The sequence below is a fragment of the Patescibacteria group bacterium genome (assembly GCA_018896645.1).
In the GTDB taxonomy this organism is placed as follows: Bacteria; Patescibacteriota; Patescibacteriia; order UBA2591; family JABMQE01; genus JAHIMF01.
In genome coordinates, this window is the sequence record JAHIMF010000062.1 from 15,859 (window position 1) to 32,024 (window position 16,166).

General features: G+C 39.9%; 19 protein-coding genes and 1 tRNA gene. 3 read left to right on the top strand and 17 right to left on the bottom strand.

The window, feature by feature from the left end; genetic code table 11:
- Window positions 1-121 precede the first annotated feature (121 nt).
- Window positions 122-2,047 carry a molecular chaperone DnaK gene (gene dnaK, locus KKD20_04750; protein ID MBU4332402.1) on the bottom strand — a complete coding sequence of 642 codons (1,926 nt, stop codon included), beginning with the start codon at window positions 2,045-2,047 and terminating at the stop codon, window positions 122-124.
- Window positions 2,048-2,265: 218 nt separating this feature from the next.
- On the opposite strand from dnaK, the gene KKD20_04755 reads away from it, so the two are divergent.
- Complete coding sequence (locus tag KKD20_04755; GenBank protein ID MBU4332403.1) at window positions 2,266-2,478, top strand: hypothetical protein; 213 nt, start codon at window positions 2,266-2,268, stop codon at window positions 2,476-2,478.
- Window positions 2,479-2,525: 47 nt separating this feature from the next.
- Window positions 2,526-2,882, top strand: a complete 357-nt coding sequence (locus KKD20_04760; protein MBU4332404.1) for a hypothetical protein — start codon at window positions 2,526-2,528, stop codon at window positions 2,880-2,882.
- Window positions 2,883-3,007: 125 nt separating this feature from the next.
- Here KKD20_04760 and KKD20_04765 read toward each other — a convergent pair whose 3' ends face one another.
- The 16 genes from KKD20_04765 to rsmH form a co-directional block, all read right to left on the bottom strand.
- A complete protein-coding gene (locus tag KKD20_04765; protein ID MBU4332405.1) occupies window positions 3,008-3,406 on the bottom strand; it encodes an Hsp20/alpha crystallin family protein in 399 nt (132 codons plus the stop codon).
- A gap of 307 nt (window positions 3,407-3,713) precedes the next feature.
- Window positions 3,714-4,238 (bottom strand): nucleotide exchange factor GrpE, encoded by a 525-nt coding sequence (locus KKD20_04770; protein MBU4332406.1) that lies wholly within the window; start codon window positions 4,236-4,238, stop codon window positions 3,714-3,716.
- 140 nt (window positions 4,239-4,378) lie between these two features.
- Entirely contained in the window at window positions 4,379-4,957 is a 579-nt protein-coding gene (locus KKD20_04775) for a hypothetical protein (protein ID MBU4332407.1), read from the bottom strand.
- 42 nt (window positions 4,958-4,999) lie between these two features.
- Window positions 5,000-5,644, bottom strand: a complete 645-nt coding sequence (locus KKD20_04780) for a hypothetical protein (GenBank protein MBU4332408.1) — start codon at window positions 5,642-5,644, stop codon at window positions 5,000-5,002.
- A gap of 364 nt (window positions 5,645-6,008) precedes the next feature.
- Window positions 6,009-6,254: a hypothetical protein gene (locus KKD20_04785; protein MBU4332409.1), complete on the bottom strand. Its 246-nt coding sequence runs from the start codon at window positions 6,252-6,254 to the stop codon at window positions 6,009-6,011.
- An 86-nt stretch (window positions 6,255-6,340) separates the two neighbouring features.
- Window positions 6,341-6,793, bottom strand: coding sequence for a hypothetical protein (locus KKD20_04790; protein ID MBU4332410.1), 453 nt, complete (start codon window positions 6,791-6,793; stop codon window positions 6,341-6,343).
- 86 nt (window positions 6,794-6,879) lie between these two features.
- Complete coding sequence (locus tag KKD20_04795) at window positions 6,880-7,455, bottom strand: Gmad2 immunoglobulin-like domain-containing protein (GenBank protein ID MBU4332411.1); 576 nt, start codon at window positions 7,453-7,455, stop codon at window positions 6,880-6,882.
- Window positions 7,456-7,760: 305 nt separating this feature from the next.
- A complete protein-coding gene (locus tag KKD20_04800; protein ID MBU4332412.1) occupies window positions 7,761-8,060 on the bottom strand; it encodes a hypothetical protein in 300 nt (99 codons plus the stop codon).
- 92 nt (window positions 8,061-8,152) lie between these two features.
- Entirely contained in the window at window positions 8,153-8,401 is a 249-nt protein-coding gene (locus tag KKD20_04805) for a hypothetical protein (GenBank protein ID MBU4332413.1), read from the bottom strand.
- Between the two features lie 277 nt (window positions 8,402-8,678).
- Entirely contained in the window at window positions 8,679-9,380 is a 702-nt protein-coding gene (locus KKD20_04810) for a DNA alkylation repair protein (protein MBU4332414.1), read from the bottom strand.
- 16 nt (window positions 9,381-9,396) lie between these two features.
- Window positions 9,397-9,471 (bottom strand) — tRNA-Glu (locus KKD20_04815).
- Window positions 9,472-9,726: 255 nt separating this feature from the next.
- Window positions 9,727-10,350, bottom strand: a complete 624-nt coding sequence (locus KKD20_04820) for a hypothetical protein (GenBank protein ID MBU4332415.1) — start codon at window positions 10,348-10,350, stop codon at window positions 9,727-9,729.
- 402 nt (window positions 10,351-10,752) lie between these two features.
- On the bottom strand, window positions 10,753-12,027 hold the full coding sequence (locus KKD20_04825) for a UDP-N-acetylmuramoyl-tripeptide--D-alanyl-D-alanine ligase (protein MBU4332416.1): 1,275 nt from the start codon (window positions 12,025-12,027) through the stop codon (window positions 10,753-10,755).
- Window positions 12,028-12,205: 178 nt separating this feature from the next.
- Complete coding sequence (locus KKD20_04830) at window positions 12,206-13,933, bottom strand: penicillin-binding protein 2 (protein MBU4332417.1); 1,728 nt, start codon at window positions 13,931-13,933, stop codon at window positions 12,206-12,208.
- A gap of 96 nt (window positions 13,934-14,029) precedes the next feature.
- On the bottom strand, window positions 14,030-14,383 hold the full coding sequence (locus KKD20_04835; GenBank protein MBU4332418.1) for a hypothetical protein: 354 nt from the start codon (window positions 14,381-14,383) through the stop codon (window positions 14,030-14,032).
- Between the two features lie 207 nt (window positions 14,384-14,590).
- Window positions 14,591-15,634: a 16S rRNA (cytosine(1402)-N(4))-methyltransferase RsmH gene (gene rsmH, locus KKD20_04840; protein ID MBU4332419.1), complete on the bottom strand. Its 1,044-nt coding sequence runs from the start codon at window positions 15,632-15,634 to the stop codon at window positions 14,591-14,593.
- Between the two features lie 215 nt (window positions 15,635-15,849).
- On the opposite strand from rsmH, the gene KKD20_04845 reads away from it, so the two are divergent.
- On the top strand, window positions 15,850-16,155 hold the full coding sequence (locus KKD20_04845; GenBank protein MBU4332420.1) for a hypothetical protein: 306 nt from the start codon (window positions 15,850-15,852) through the stop codon (window positions 16,153-16,155).
- Window positions 16,156-16,166 lie beyond the last annotated feature (11 nt).

Consider the following 16,166-nt stretch of genomic DNA (forward strand, 5'->3'; position numbering starts at 1 on the left):
ACGAAACGAACATCCAACTTCCACCCTTGCCCGCGATAGAGGTCAAGCTTAGCTCTCCGATGACCTCTGCCATGGGCAGGGTAGAATCTGCCTGCCCTAATTATCAATTATTAATTATCAATTATTTCTTATCCTTCTCATCAACAATCTCTCCCTCTTCCGCTTCATCACTTTTCTTGTCTTGTTTCTTGCTCGCCTCGTCGTCACCTTGTTTCTTGTTACTTGTTTCTTGTTTCTCGTCCACCGAAGAGGCGGCATACATCGCCTGCCCAATCTTCTGCGCAACAGTTGACAATTCCTCGGTCGCCTTTTTAATTTCCTCAATCTTATCAGAATCCTTTATTTTTTTCAAGGCCTCCGCTTTTTCTTCAATGGCTTTCTTGTCATCTTTACTAATTTTATCACCAGCTTCTTTAAGGGCTTTTTCTGTGGTGTAACATAAAGTATCTGCCATATTCTTAACATCAATGGCATCTTTCTTTTTCTTATCCTCATCAGCATGAAGCTCCGCGTCCTTTTTCATCTTCTCTATCTCGTCTTTACTCAAACCGCTAGAGGCCTCAATGCGTATTGATTGCTCTTTATTTGTTGCTTTGTCTTTGGCCTTCACGTTAAGAATACCGTTGGCGTCAATGTCAAAACTAACTTCAACTTGGGGCACGCCACGAGGAGCCGGAGGAATACCGTCTAAAATAAACTTGCCAAGCGTCTTGTTGTCAGTAGCCATTTCCCTCTCACCCTGTAAAACATGAATTTCTACGGCCGGCTGATTATCCGCCGCAGTTGAAAAGGTCTGGGATTTGGAGAAAGGAACAGTTGTGTTGCCATCCACTAACCGAGTCATCACACCGCCCAAAGTCTCAATGCCTAATGAAATAGGGGTAACATCTAACAATAGCACGTCTTTGACGTCCCCTTGAAATATACCAGCTTGGACTGCGGCGCCAACAGCTACGACTTCATCAGGATTAACAGAAATGTTTGGCTTTTTACCAAAGAATTTTTCCACAGTTTGCTGCACTAAAGGCATCCGAGTCATGCCACCGACCATTACAATTTCTTCAATTTCCGAAGTTTTTAAACCAGCATCATCAAGCGCCTTTTTAACCGGCTTTAAAGTCCTTTCAACTAAATCGCCGATCAGTTCTTCTAATTTTGCTCTTGTTAATTTCATAACAAGATGTTTTGGCCCGCTTGAATCAGTAGTGATAAACGGCTGATTAATTTCTGTTTCACCGGAAGTGGAAAGCTCAATTTTGGCTTTTTCCGCGGATTCTTTGATTCTTTGCAAAGCCATCTGGTCATTGCCTAAATCAATGCCCTGATCTTTTTTAAATTCAGAAATAATCCATTCCATAATCTTTTGGTCAAAATCATCGCCGCCCAAATGCGTATCGCCATTAGTGGATTTTACTTCTACCGTATCTTCGGAAACATCCAAAATAGAAATGTCAAAAGTTCCGCCGCCAAGGTCATAGACCGCGATTTGCTGGCCCTTCTTTTTTTCAAAACCATAAGCCAGGGCCGCGGCAGTGGGCTCGTTAATTATCCGTTTAACTTTGAGCCCGGCGATTTCTCCGGCGTCTTTAGTTGCTTGGCGCTGGGAATCGTCAAAATAAGCCGGCACAGTAATAACCGCTTCTTCAATTTTTTCGCCGAGCCGCTCTTCCGCATCAGCTTTCATTTTTTGTAAAATCATAGCGGAGATTTCTTGAGGAGTATGTTCTTTAGCGCCCATTTTGACTTTGACGCCTTCTCCGGCTTTGACAATTTTATAAGACATAAGCTTAACATCGCGCTGGACTTCTTCATCTTCCCAGCGCCGGCCAATTAACCGCTTAACGCTAAAAACCGTGTTTTCTGGATTAGTCACGGCTTGGCGCTTGGCTTGCACGCCAACTAAGCGCTCATTATTTTTTGAAATAGCAATAACAGAAGGCGTGGTCCGCATGCCCTCTTTATTCTCTAAAACTTTTGGTTCTCCACCCTCAATAATGGCCATGCAGGAGTTAGTTGTGCCTAAGTCAATACCTAAAATTTTTGGCATATAATATTTTCCTTTATTACGCCAGCACTCAAAAAATATTTGATGAGTTGATGACGAAAGTTATTTATTGGTTTATTGTTAAATTATTATATTATTTTCTTGTTCTTTTGTTTCCTTGATATTTAGTTTGACAAAAAAGTGATTTAAGAATATGATTATAGAAAATTCACAATAAATTTGCTCATTTTACAAAAACGAAAAAGTGGGAGGAGCGAACCATGTGGGTATGTCTAAAAAGAATGCAACCGTTGAGCGACCCGTTCAGGACAGAATTCTGCGAGGAGTGCTGGAGGATTTATATGCAGGCATACTATATTGAGAATGACTTGTTCTTTGGGATGACAAGCCGACTTGCGTGTCAGGCAGATAATATCGTTAGGATAGAAGAGTTTGCTAGAATCATTGATAAATGGCTCGAAGAGAACGAGTGAGGAGTCACAGAAAACATTGTTTGAGCTGATTAAAGGGAGGTAAAAAAATGGATATAATTGATTTTGGTATTTTTTGGAAAGCAGAAGAGAGCGAAATTATGTTTCAGAAGGATAATTTTACAAAAACGGAAGCGGCGGCAATTCTTTCACAAATAAAGCAAGCATGGGGTATAAACACATCTTTAATGCACTTTGCAGATGTTTCTGGCAATATCCTTGTTTGCACAGAAGAAAATGGATCCCATTATATCTTCATTGACAATTTTGCTCTCGTAGGATTACCGAAGGATAAAGCTGGCGATAAGATAAGAACTGCTAACGATATGGATATCGCCAACTTCTACAAATTCGGAATCAGAAATTGGAACCCAGGAATCCCGCTAAGAAAACGAGGATTCTCCTGATGGTCGACTCTTTTGGGGTCGGCCATTTTTTTAAACAACACATCTCTTTTCTGCCAATGTCATTGCGAAAACCAAAATCTATTGTCAAAATCTTTACTTAATTACTTTATTACCTAATTACTCGTTCACTTTTTTATCTCCACCTGTATCTTTTTTGGCTTAGCCCGTTCTGCCTTAGGAATAATCACTTTCAAAACTCCATTTTCATATTCTGCTTTTGCTTTAAGCCCATCAACACTAGCCGGCAAAGCCACGCTTCTATGGAAAGAACCATAGCGGACTTCCTTGCGATAATAATTCTTTTCATCAACCTCGCTTTTGTGTTCGCTTTCGCCAGTAACAGACAAGACGTCATTTTCCACGGAAATATCTAGTTTTTCCGGGTCAACGCCAGTGATCGGAGTTTCCACAACTACATTGTCTTTATCCTGATAAACATCCATGGCCGGGACAAATGACCTTGGCGCGAGGTCAAAATCATCCATAAATGGCTCCAAAAATGGAGACCAGTGGGTTAGGTGCATAATATATTTCTCCTTTTGGGGAAAATGATTCACTTTTTTTGTTGAGTCATTCCCCTTAAATTTCTAATTCACCTAATTTCTAATTTCTAATAAAATTTCTAAGATCAAAAACTAAAAGTTTTTTAACATTTGACATTTTGCCCTCGGCCTTACCCTCAAGCTCCGAGGCTCTCTTCGAGAGCCTGAGGGCTCCTCAGAGCCTCGAACGGCGGGGCCGAAAGGGAATTTGGCATTTATTAAAAATTTAGTATTAGAAATTAAGCATTTTATTAGGAATTAGGTGAATTTTAAAATGGTGAATTAAAAATTACTCCGCGACTATCACCTTCGCCGGCACAATCACTCTCCCGTTCATTGTGTAACCAGCACTGCACTCTTTTAAAATCGTGTCTGATTCTTTCCCTTTTTCTTGATGTTTGCTTACTGCCTCATGAAACTCGGGACTAAACTTCTCGCCTACAGTTTTAATCTCTTCCACTCCCCTGTCTTTTAAAAATTTATCTAATTGGGATTTGATATGACGAATACCTTCAAGCCATGTATTTTGTTCATTGACTGGCTTACCGTTTTCTTTGTCTTTATTGTTTAATTGTTCAATTGTTACATTGCTGACATCTGATGCGTGTGCCAATGCTTTTTTGAAGTGGTCATGGATTGGGAGAATATCCAAAATTAAATCAGCGGCCATAAATTCCCGCAATTCTTGAGAGCGTTTTTCAATATCTTTTTTATAATTAGCCAAATCTGCTTTAGCCCGCTTCCAGCCGTTTAAGTACTCATCACATTGTTTTTTGAGTTTTTTAAGTTCATCTAGTTTTTTTGAGTCTTTCATATTTTGAATTTATTAATTTATTTGTTTATTAATTTATTGAACAGCCGCAAAAATTATCAATTATCAATTATTAATTATTTTATTAACTTTGCCAACTCTTAATTTTCTGTTACTTACTAATTACTTAATTACTCAGTTACTTAACCACGTTTAATCTTTATATCATACAGCATCTCCTCAAGCCTTCGTAAATTTCGCTTCGCGTCGTCAAACTTAGAACGCAAATGCCCGTTATTCAGATTTAATTTAATCAGTTCGCCGATAATCTCTTCTACTGTATCCCGATATTTTTCAACTTCCCTAAACTTTCGTTTTGTCGCTTGATTAACGGCCTTACGGACAAGCTCGCCGGTAAGATCGCAAATTGCGCATAAATAACTCTCGTAGTTTAATTCCTCTTCTTCCAAAAAATCAATTTTTTTGCCGGCAAGAACATTATAAAAAAACTTGGCCTCCGCGTATTCTTCAAGCGCGGCCCGAAAAGCCCCTTCGCGGCGAAGCGAGGCATCGCGTTTAAAATAGGTCTGGAAATTCGCAAAAATATTTTCAACATCCTTAATCAATTTCCCGGCAATTTTCATGTCATCGCGATGCATTGAAAAAATCGCCTGCTTGCTTAGACGCAAAGCATCGCTGGAATCCTTAATAATTTGATGCCGCTTTGAGCTGTAGTTGATGTAATCGGCTAAAAGTTGTTGGAAAAGTTTTTTATTGATCATAGGTTTTTATTTTAACTTATTAAATGGATTAAACGAAATCCGTTAAATTAACGTCTTAGCATATTTAAGTAAATTGATATTGCTGCGATAATCCATGCGCATGGGGCCAATAATCCCAATCATTTTGTTTTTGCTTTTAGTAATCACTAAACCACAATCAGCGCCAAAAGGATTGTCGGACCCGATCCTCACTTCCACGTCATTCCCCACTTCGTTGTAGATTTGGGAAACAACCTCATCAAGATGGTCAATGACCGAACTAAAATTATAAACCAAATCATACTTATGAAACTCTGGCTGGGAAAAAACATTGGAAATGCCAGTGTAGTAAACATCGTCTTTGCTAAAACCAACCACTACCGCTTCTTTGGAAATTTCTGCAATTCTTTTGGCGATGTCTTTCAGATTGCTCATATTCTTAAATCCTGGGACTTCTGTTATTTTACCACTTTTAATAAGATTTTCTAAGTAAAATTTATAGCCAGCTTCAGTGGGCACCCGGCCGGCAGAAATGTGAGGCTGAACAATTAAACCCTGCTTTTCCATCTCTGCCATTTCGTTACGAATAGTAGCAGATGAAATGTCATTAAAATGCTTGTCAACCAATAAACTCGACCCCACTGGCCCAGCGGTCCTGATATGCTCTTCTATGATGTATTTTAATAGCTTATTTTGTCTGTTCTGCATGTTCTTAGTATAAACCATACTTTAGCACTCGTCAAGCGAGAGTGCTAATTTTATATTAACATAGGTAAAAATTTTGTCAAGCCCAAAATAAAAAAGCCTCCCAGTAAAAACCGAAAGGCTCAATAATTTCCATCCCTCCTAAGCAGTGGCTACGGTTGCCGCTGTTGCCACTAATAGCCCGGGTAAAATTCGAATGTTCATAGCACCCGCCTCCTAATGAGCCCTGGATAAGGAAAACCAGCTCACTGCCAAGGGAACAGATAAAAGTAGCATAATGCCAGCGAGAATCCGGTTAATTAACGTGGGTCCCACCACAACAATAAAAAACCAAATTGGGCATAATCTAAAATTCATCCACAAGGCATCAGAATACCGCCAATACAAAGATACCGGTTTCTTCCTTAGTATCATTTCCACCTCCTTGGTGAACTGTCAACTGGTACCACTTCATCACCAGTGGCAGAGAGAAAACCAAAAAAATACCGAAGACAAAACCTTTCATTATTGTAGAGGCTATCACAACCATAGACAGTGGGACAACATAGAAACGGGGGTCTCTCCACATTTTCTTAAAATACAACCAATACAAAGATGATAATTTCTTCATCATATCATCCCCCCTTCCGCTTCAGTTATGAATACCAAAAAGAGCAAAAAACGCTTTGTTTATATATTTTTATAAATCGCGTTAATAGATTAACTACCGGCAATTGCAATACCTGTTTTTATTTCAACTCTAACAACTCGTTCATCTAACTCCTCAAGTTTGTCATCCTGTCGTTTATCACACGCATATTGCGACTTCTGTTCGGTTCGCACGGTGTCTAATTTTTTAGCAACTTCATCATTAGAGGATAAAACCTCATTTCTCTGTATGCTTGTTTTTTCTATTATTCTTTCTTCTGTTTCCCTAAGATCCTGCTTGGTCGCAAAAATTTTGAAAGCTTTGTCAGTGAATTCTTTAAATCTTTTTTCGTTAACTTCCGTGAATTCTTTGAAGTTCTTTTGGGTGAGTCCTGTGAATTCTTTGAAGTTCTTTTGGGTGAGTCCTGTGAATTCTTTGAAGTTCTTTTGGGTGAGTCCTGTGAATTCTTGAAAATGCCTCAAGGTTACCGGCTGATCTAAATTTTCTTGGTTTTTATTTTCCATGGTAAGTAATAAAAATTAATGTATCTTTATGCTAATATATCATTAAAACAAATCAAAGTTCAATCTGTTGATAGGTTCATAATAAGCTATTCAAACTTCACTGGGATCACCACTATGTTTTCTTCGCTACCGTCTTTAGCTGACTGGTTAAAGACTTCTATTACTCCTTCTTTAGTGGCGTGGAATTGATAAGAGAGCGTAATTTTAAAAGGCCCAAACTCGCCCGCTTCAGTGGCGTGAGCCGTTGCAACCTGTTCGGGAATAACCACACCGCCATACTGATTTTTTACTCGAATCAAAACCGTGCCCTCAAAAACCCGGGCTTGGCCCCGGACTTCAAAAGGGCTAGTAAGCGTGGCGTGGGGCAAGGGCGCTTCTACGACTATATTTTCACTTGCTACCGGTTCTGGAGACTCTTCCTGGTCTACTGACTCATCAGGTTCACTTAGTTGTTCAGACGCCTCATCAGCCTCTCCAATAGTTGAATCTTCAGGTCCTTGCCCGACTTCCTCATCATCAGCTGTCTCTTCTGGGGTTTCTTCACTAGTCTTTTGTGATTTCTCAACACCATCGCTAGTATATACCTTACTTTCCTGATTCAAACAACCGCTAACCGCAACGGTCAGCATCAACAATATTAAAATGATGGAAAAATTTTTCATAGTTTTAGAACAGATATTGGTTCATCTTTATTATAGCACTTTTATTACAGAAAGAAAAGAAACAATAAGGCAAATGATTATTTTCACTAATTACCCCAAGGTAGTCACTAGTCACTCGTCATTAGCAATTAGGGGTTAATTTCCCATCGTTATTGCAAATAAACGTGTGTTTATAACAAAATATAATTTAAAGCTTCCTTAGTGGGATAGCGACGAGTGGTCAGTGACTGGTGAAATAAATAAAAAGAGGCGCTAATCTCTCGATTAAACGCCCCTGTTGAAACTTTGAATTCAACATCAACCACTTATGCTTCTCTACTACCCCCCACGCGCCTGGTTAAGATACTAAAAGCCCAATCCCAATCAATCATATTTTTCCACTTGTATTCTATTGGTGTAGGTCTAGCAGAAACACAGACAATCTGACATTGTTCGTTTTTTGCCAGCCAATTACAGGCTTCTGCTATACAACATTCCGGTATAGTCTCTTTCCGAGTACTGGTTAATTCTTCAAAACTCGCCAACTGGAGTCCCCCATCATCATACAACATCACAATCCCTGTCTTTCCATCAAGGTCTGTGATTAACAGATAAGCCTTGTACATTGTCTCGCCCTCCTTTCAGTTTCTCTAATTTCATTAATGTCATTAATACCTCGGTCAAACAAATATTGCTCTAAGCCAGCAATCACTTCATTCTACCCACCAATTCGCACTTCTGGCTCGGCGCTGTATTCAAGGGGAATCCGTTTAGCTTCTACTGCAAAAAGCCTCATAAACACTTTGGTGTGACTTTCCCGAACCATATCCCCACCCAACAATCTCTTAACAGTTGCTTTAATCCTGGGGTCATCAACACTTTCAAAGGAAAACTCGTACTGCTTGTGCTCATCGCCTGCAAACTCATCAACCTGCAAAACCACATACTTGCCTTCATAAAGTTCCACTTTGACCTCCTTGTTGGTTTTGTTTGAAAAGAGCGATTATTTTTATTAATTTAAGGCAGTTTCTATCATACCAAAAATCTAAAAAATGTCAAACCCGTGTATAACTTTAGTTAACATTCGCCCTGGGTTTATTAACCCCATTTATGGGATTTTGGACCCCAGCCCTAGAATTCCAACCAAACGTTGGTCAACCTCTGGTTGATATTCCCGGGCACAAAAACGCGGGCAACCAGCCAATTTTATATAATTTTTTGGATGTATTAAATAGGTATTTTTATTATTTCCCCATATAAAACTTCCTCTTTTCTTCTGAAAACTTCTCAATCGCATATCGCAACATAGTGCGCGGCATTTTGTGATAATATTTTTTCAAAAATTTTTCTTCAATGCCCTGATTTCTTTTGCCGAGCTCTCGTAACATCCAGCCCACCGCTTTATGGATTAAATCATGCTCATCTTTAAGCAATATTTGGGATATTTTTAAAGCGTCAGTGAAATCATTATTTCTAATGAAAGCAAAGGTTGCAAGGACTGTAATTCGCCTTTCCCAGAGGTTTTTTGATTTGGCGAGTTTATATAAAATATCCCTGGGTCTCTTTTGGAGATAATCACCCACAATATTGGGCGCAGAAAGGTCAACCAAATCCCAATTGTTTATATTTTTCGCGTTTTTCAGATAAATTTTATAAATCTCTTGTCTGCCTTTTTCATTAGCTTTTTTGTACTTGGCAATAAGAATAAACAAAGAAATTAAACGATGTTCGTGAATTTTGCCGGAAAGCAGTTTTTCTGCGTCTTGTAAAGCGAGGTCCGTGTATTTTTTCGCCACTATCCGCTGGACCGGAACTTTAATGCCTAAAAAAACATCACCCTCGCCATACTCGCCTTTCTTAGTTTTAAAAAAACGAGCTAAAATTTTAGCCTGCTTTGGGTTGGCAAGTTTTTTTAGTTCTTGTTTTAGATGCTTGATGTTTAACACTTTCTGATATGTTTATTGGTACCGCCTAGGGGAATCGAACCCCTGTTACCAGGATGAGAACCTGACGTCCTAACCACTAGACGAAGGCGGCATGGTATCCCAAGATGCAAGATGCAAGGGCACAAACAAATTTCAAATTTCAAAATATCAACGACTCGGAGTTTGAAATTTGTATCTTGTATCTTATTTGTAATTTGTTTCTTGTGTCTTGCCGGCCAAAGGCTGGTCGGCCTCTGGCCGATATCTTGTATCTTGTCCCAAGCTTACCACAAAATCCGTTTTTTTTCAACCTTTTTGTGCGGGGATAAAAAAACTGCTTACCTGCCATCATTGGCAACTAAGCAGTTTAGAAACCATTTAAGGTTTCATTAATAACCTGCTCTAATAGAATAACTTCTTTTGCAATGATCTCTAGGAATTCTTGGTGGGGATCGCCAGGACCAATATTACTAAGCATCAACTTAGCAAATCCTCCGATGATCGCCAAAGGAGTCCTTAATTTATGCCTAAGTTCTTCGGCAGCTGTATGAATAATGGCTAAATCATGCACGCCCGCTGCTTCTATCTCCTCAATAACAACCTGGATAAGCCAGGTGAATCTCCTTAAATCATTCTGCTCCTTTCTAGAAAAAGAATCAGGGCCTTGCCCATTGAAAGCTAAAATAAAGAAATGACCATTAACCATTACCGGTACAGGAACATAATACACCTTAAAGACACCCTTGGCTTCCAACCATCCTCTTTCTTCCTCACTTAAAAGAGGGCTGTCATGAACCCCAACAAGAAGCGGGATTTTTGTCTCGACCACGGTTTTCAGCTGAAGCCGTTTCGTAACATCAAAAGTATCTTCTACTCCAATCAATTCATTAGGGCAGCCGCCGATAAGACGGAATCCTTCATTCTCTTGGCACCAAATAAAGAACCCGAACGGATCTACAATCCGATAACAGCTATCGCAAACTCTTTTCAAATTTGCTTCAACGCTCCCTGAAAGCGGCATTTTTCGTCTGTCATGACGTATTCCCCCTATTTGTATAGTTAATGTACAAAACTCAAAATACTTTTGGAAAAAGTGAGATAAGTTGTGTCGGGGCTTTCTCGGCTCTATGTCCGACCTCGGCTCATGTCCCCATTAGAGGAGCGACTTTTTGACACTTCATGTCCTAAGACATGTCTTTGACTTATCTCACCATAAATGAAAAAATAATTTCCCCAAAAGTATTGCGCTTCAATTATACTCTACCAATTTTATAAAATTATACAAGTTTTTTAGTTAATTTAATCAAACTACAAAATCTCATACTTGAGCCAATAAGAATTTTTTTACTTATTTAATTTCAAATTATTTTTATCTTCTTGTATTCTTGCATCTTTATCTCTTTAACCACTGCTCGCTCTGCCGCACTAAAAGTTTTTTCGCTTTTAAGGGCTCGGCCATGATTTCTTTAGTAATTTTTTCCAGACGCATGCCTTGAGACCCTTTGATTAGAATAAGGTCCCCATGTTCTAATCTCTCCTGAATAAACTTCCCGGCTTCTTCACTGGCGGAAAATTTAAAAATATCTTGCTTATCCATACCCGCTCGCAGGGCCGAAGTAGCAATGTCTTTAGCTGCCTCGCCAATTGTAATCAATTGATCAATGCCTAATTTGGCCACCAGTCTGCCGATTTCCCGATGCGCTTCTTCAGTATAACCGCCAAGTTCTAGCATATCTCCCAGAACAGCAAACTTCCGGCCCCTTGACGCAAGCCGCGCTAAAGTTTCCAAAGCTCGTTTACAGGCCGAGGGCGAAGAATTATAAGAATCATCAATGATTGTAGTTTGCTTAATACCTGGAATTCGCTTCATCCTACCTGGCAATGACTTGTAGTTTTTCAAACTTTCAGAGATAGCTACCAGATTCAGGTGATAAGAAATGCCCACCGCCGCTCCGGCTAACGCCGCATAAATTTGGTGCTCGCCCAAAGCATCGGATAAGTGAATCGGGACAAAACTGCCCTTGTACATCAATTTGAAATTTATGCCCTTATCTTCGCTAAATCTTTTCTCGATTGCCCGAGCATCAGCTTTTTCGTCCAGGCCATAGGTTAAAATCTTGGAGTTGATTCTTTCTTTAAGTTGACCGCTTCTTTCGTCATCTTGATTAATGATAGCCCAACCATCATCGCGAACACCGGAAAGTAACTGCTTTTTTTCTTTTAAAACATTATCAATACTTTTAAAAAATTCTAAATGACTGGCGCCAATCGCGGTTACTATGCCAATTCTTAATAATTTTTTGGGAATAATTTTCAGAAGATAACCAATGTCACCCGGCTTATCCGCTCCCATCTCTAAAACTAAAATTTTTGGGTATTTCCTGCTCCCAATCAGAATTAGACTCAACGCCTTTAGGAAGACTCCCAACCAACCAAAAACTGATTTATTTGGCGACTCTTTGCCAATAATAGCTAAAGGCAAGCCAAGCTCATTATTATAATTCTTCTCGTTGCGCCTGACATTAAATTGATGCTTAAGCACTACAAAAACCGCTTCTTTTGTAGAAGATTTACCAACACTGCCAGTAATGCCGATAATATCTGGTCTATAACGTAGCAATACAAGCCGTGCAAGTATTTTTAAAATTGTTTGGATAATATTTTTCATAGAAACCACATGTCATCACGGGCCCGCCATTTTTTCATTCCGAACGGAGCCGCAGCGCAGTGAGGAATCCCTTAAACGTGGATAATGGAAAGGCGGGTGGTAACCCCCCGTTTAAGGGATTCCTCGCTTTGCTCGGAATGAAAAAAGGGCGGCGACTCCGTTCGGAATGACGTTCGTTTTAATAGTCAGGCGGTATTTGATAATAGTCTAACACAAACTTCGCAATTTTGCCAAATATCGGGGCGGCTGAATCCGCTGCGTACAGGACATTGGTGGGGTAGTCCAATTTAACCAAAGCAATAAAGGCCGGATTATCTACTGGCACGAAACCAACAAACGAATGGATTGTTAGATTAGAATACCCACCACCTTTGGCCACCTGGGCCGTCCCGGTTTTTCCCGCCACATAATAACCCGGCACCCCTGCCTTTTTAGCATGGCCGCTTCTAACAACAGACACCAGCATCGCGCTTAACATCTTGGCAGTGGCTGGAGTAATCACTCCCGGCACCAACCGGGGCTCGGTTTTAATTACCTCGCCGTCCGGCTTTAAAATACTAGCTACAATATGCGGCTTGACTAAATTGCCATTCATAACAATTGGAGTAAACGATGTTATCATCTGGATAGCCGTTACAGTAATCCCCTGGCCGTAAGAAGCTGTGGCTAAATAAATCTCGCCCCCCTTATTAAGCGAGGAAATGTTGCCTAAGCCCTCGCTTCCAAGTTCAATCCCGGTAGAAGAAGCAAAGCCAAATTTCTCTACATAATCTTTAAAATTCTGTTGCCCAACCTGCTGGGCCACAAAAACCGCCCCCAAATTTAAGGACTCTTCCAAAACTGTTGTCATGTTCACCACGCCGTGGGCCTTGAGATCGGAATTTCTTATCTTGTGATCGTCTATCTCCAGCATGCCAACATCTTCATAAGTTGTCTTGGGAGTTACTTTCCCGGAGTCCAATCCAGCCGCCATAGTAATCACTTTAAAAATGGAGCCCGGCTCATAAGCATGCGATATTACTTGGTTGATGTATACATTTATGTTTTCTACTTGTGAATAGTTGTTGGGATCAAAATTTGGCTCCGCGCAAAGGGCCAAAATGGCTCCAGTGCGCGGATTCATAATAATCACACTGCCGGCCGAAGCCCCGTATTTTTCTATTCCTATCTTAAGCTCGCTGCAAGCCGCAAATTGAATTACCCGATCTAAAGTCAAAACCAAACCTGCCCCATCCTCGGCTTTTTGAAGCGTTCTCCTGGAAGTAGCAATCCAATTACCCAGTACGCCTTTTTTTAAAGTAATTCCCCCTTTTCTGCCAGCAAGCGTCTCCTCAAAAAAACCTTCAACTCCATACTGGCCCACCCGCTCATCGTCGGAAAAACCAACAAATCCTAAAACATGGCTAAAAAGATTTTCTTCCGGATAAAAACGCTTTATCTCGGGTTTAAAACCTATACCCTCCAAATCCAGGGCTTTAATTTCCTCTACTTTTTCATCAGTAACATAATGAGCCAAGGGTTCATAAGGATCATCTTTCTTGGATAATCTCATTTCTATTTCTTCTCTTGGCGCCTCCAAAACAGAAGTTAAAAGTTCGGCTGTTTTTTGATAGTCTTTAATAAGATTGGGTATGGCGTAAATTTCGTTTAAATCAATGTTGATAGCAACGGGATAAAAATCAGCCTCTTTTTGATTTTTTGAATCTTTAATAAAAACCTCGCCTCGCCTGGGGTATAATTCTTTGTATATTGTATGGTTCCCGGCGGCTAGAGCTTCGTAAAAACTGCCTTGGATAATTTGTAAATTAAAAAGCCGTAAAACTATAGAAGACGACAAAATAAAAATAACTATGGCTAAAACTGAAATCCTATCAAAAACTTGCTTTCTGGAATAAGTAGATACCATAGTTAAAAATCCATTGTTACATTGTTAAATTGTTACATTGCTAATACAAATGATTAACAATTTAACAATGTAACGTAACAATTTAACAATGAAAACTTATTTTATCGCAACAGATATATCATCAGTAGAAATATATTCAACTATCCCAACCTCCACCATCCCCAATCCTTGCGTCACCTCTCTAATATGGCTAAGGGATTTAAGTTCGGCAACACTTGATTCTAATTTTTTGTTCATGCGCTCTAATTCCTGCGCCCTGGTCTCTAAGTTTTCCAACTTAAAACCAAGAGTAGCCATTCCGTTCACTTGAATAAGATAAAAAATGGCAACGGCAAAAAACAAAAGACAAACCAAAACGCTCCAGCAAACTGGCATATGGGCCGACATCCTTGATGGCGGTCGGCTGCAATAATGTTTTGATTTTCTTGTAAACTTTAAAAATTTTGACATGAATTTTATTTTATTTGATTTATTGATTTATTAAAACCACAAAGGCACCTGCTTCGCCAGCCTCGTGTCTATGCGGACATTGAGCTCATCAAGGCGGACAAAACACCACAAATTATTAACTATATTAACTATTTATTAACCCTATTAATAACTGCATCAACTTTCTCTATCACAAATCATTAATAACTTTCTAACCATTTTACAATCCTATATCTTTTCCCCAACTCTCATTTTCGCGCTCCGACTTCTAGGATTCGCTTTAACTTCCGCATCCGTCGAGACAACTGGTTTTTTAGTAATAATTTTTACTTGAGCTTTGTGTCCGCATCGGCACTCTGGAAAAGACGGCGGACACAAACAATCTCGCGACTCTTGTCTAAAAAAATTCTTGACAATTCTGTCCTCTAGGCTATGATAAGAAATAAGTACCAACCGGCCCCCGGGCTCCAGGACTTCTAAAGCTTGCGGCAGTGTTTGTTTTAAATTTTCTAATTCATTGTTAACCGCAATCCTTAGGGCCTGGAAAACCCGAGTGGCTGGATGTTTACCCTGTACCGAAATGGTATAGGGGTTGCCCCGAATCGAATTTATTCTGGTTCGGGATATGCCCTGTCCCTTTAAAGAACAGGGCTTTTTGGTTTTTTTATCCTGTCTTTGACCCACGACAGATTTAATTGTTTTAACTAATTGTAAAGTTGTTGTAATGGGTTGAATTTTTCTCTGTCTAACTATTTCTCCGGCAATTCTTCTCGCCCTCGGCTCTTCACCATATTCTTTAAATATTTTTATTAGTTCTTCTTCTGACCGGTTATTAATAATTCCTGCAGCCGTCGGCCCCTTAATACTTAGCCCGTCATAGTTCATGCTTAGCTCCCCATCAGCTTGGAAAGAAAATCCCCGAGTTCTATCCTGCAACTGAGCTGATGATAAGCCAAGGTCAAATAAAATACCGTTAATTGGATGAGAAAATTGTGCATGGATGATTTTTATTAAATTTCTGTAAGTGTTATTGACAAAAATGACATTGTTTAATCCTTGAGCTTTGGCATTCGCCTCAACTGCCGCAATCGCTCCCGGGTCCAAGTCTAGACCTAGAATCCTCCCATCCGGGCCAACTCTTTTGGCTATCTCAATTGCATGTCCCCCACCACCCGCAGTACAATCCACAAAATTTTGGCCCGGTCTTGGATTAAGATACTCTATCACCGGCTCTAATAAAACTGGAATGTGGCAATACTTTATATTTGGCATTTATCGTTTTACATTTATCATTTAAGTAATGCTCCTATGGCAGGTGAAAAATTTGCCGGCCCCCCCGCATCTGCAGGGGAGTCAAAATTCTGCCTGCTCTTGACAAAAATTTTTAGGTGCGGCATAATCTTATTAGGTTGTCTTTTGTTCTTTTCGCCACGGGCGGCGCATCGCGCTTCGCTCACCCATCAAACCCCAACAAGGAGGACGGCATGATGAGAACAATGTTGCTCTTTTTTCTAATAATCGGCATTCTGTTGCTCGCTGGTTGCGCGGCAGGGCCGAATATTGCCAAAAATACTGGCAATGAAGATGGAAATGTAGCCGGATTTTGGCAAGGACTCTGGCATGGGATTATAGCTAGTATAACATTTTGGGTTTCGTTGTTCACCGACGATGTTAGCATCTATGAAGCGCACAATAATGGAGGGTGGTATAATTTCGGTTTTTTATGGGGCATGGGCATACTGATCACTCCTAATATCCGCGTTTCAAATTTTTTCATCCGTCATTTCCATTAATACCGTTGTCC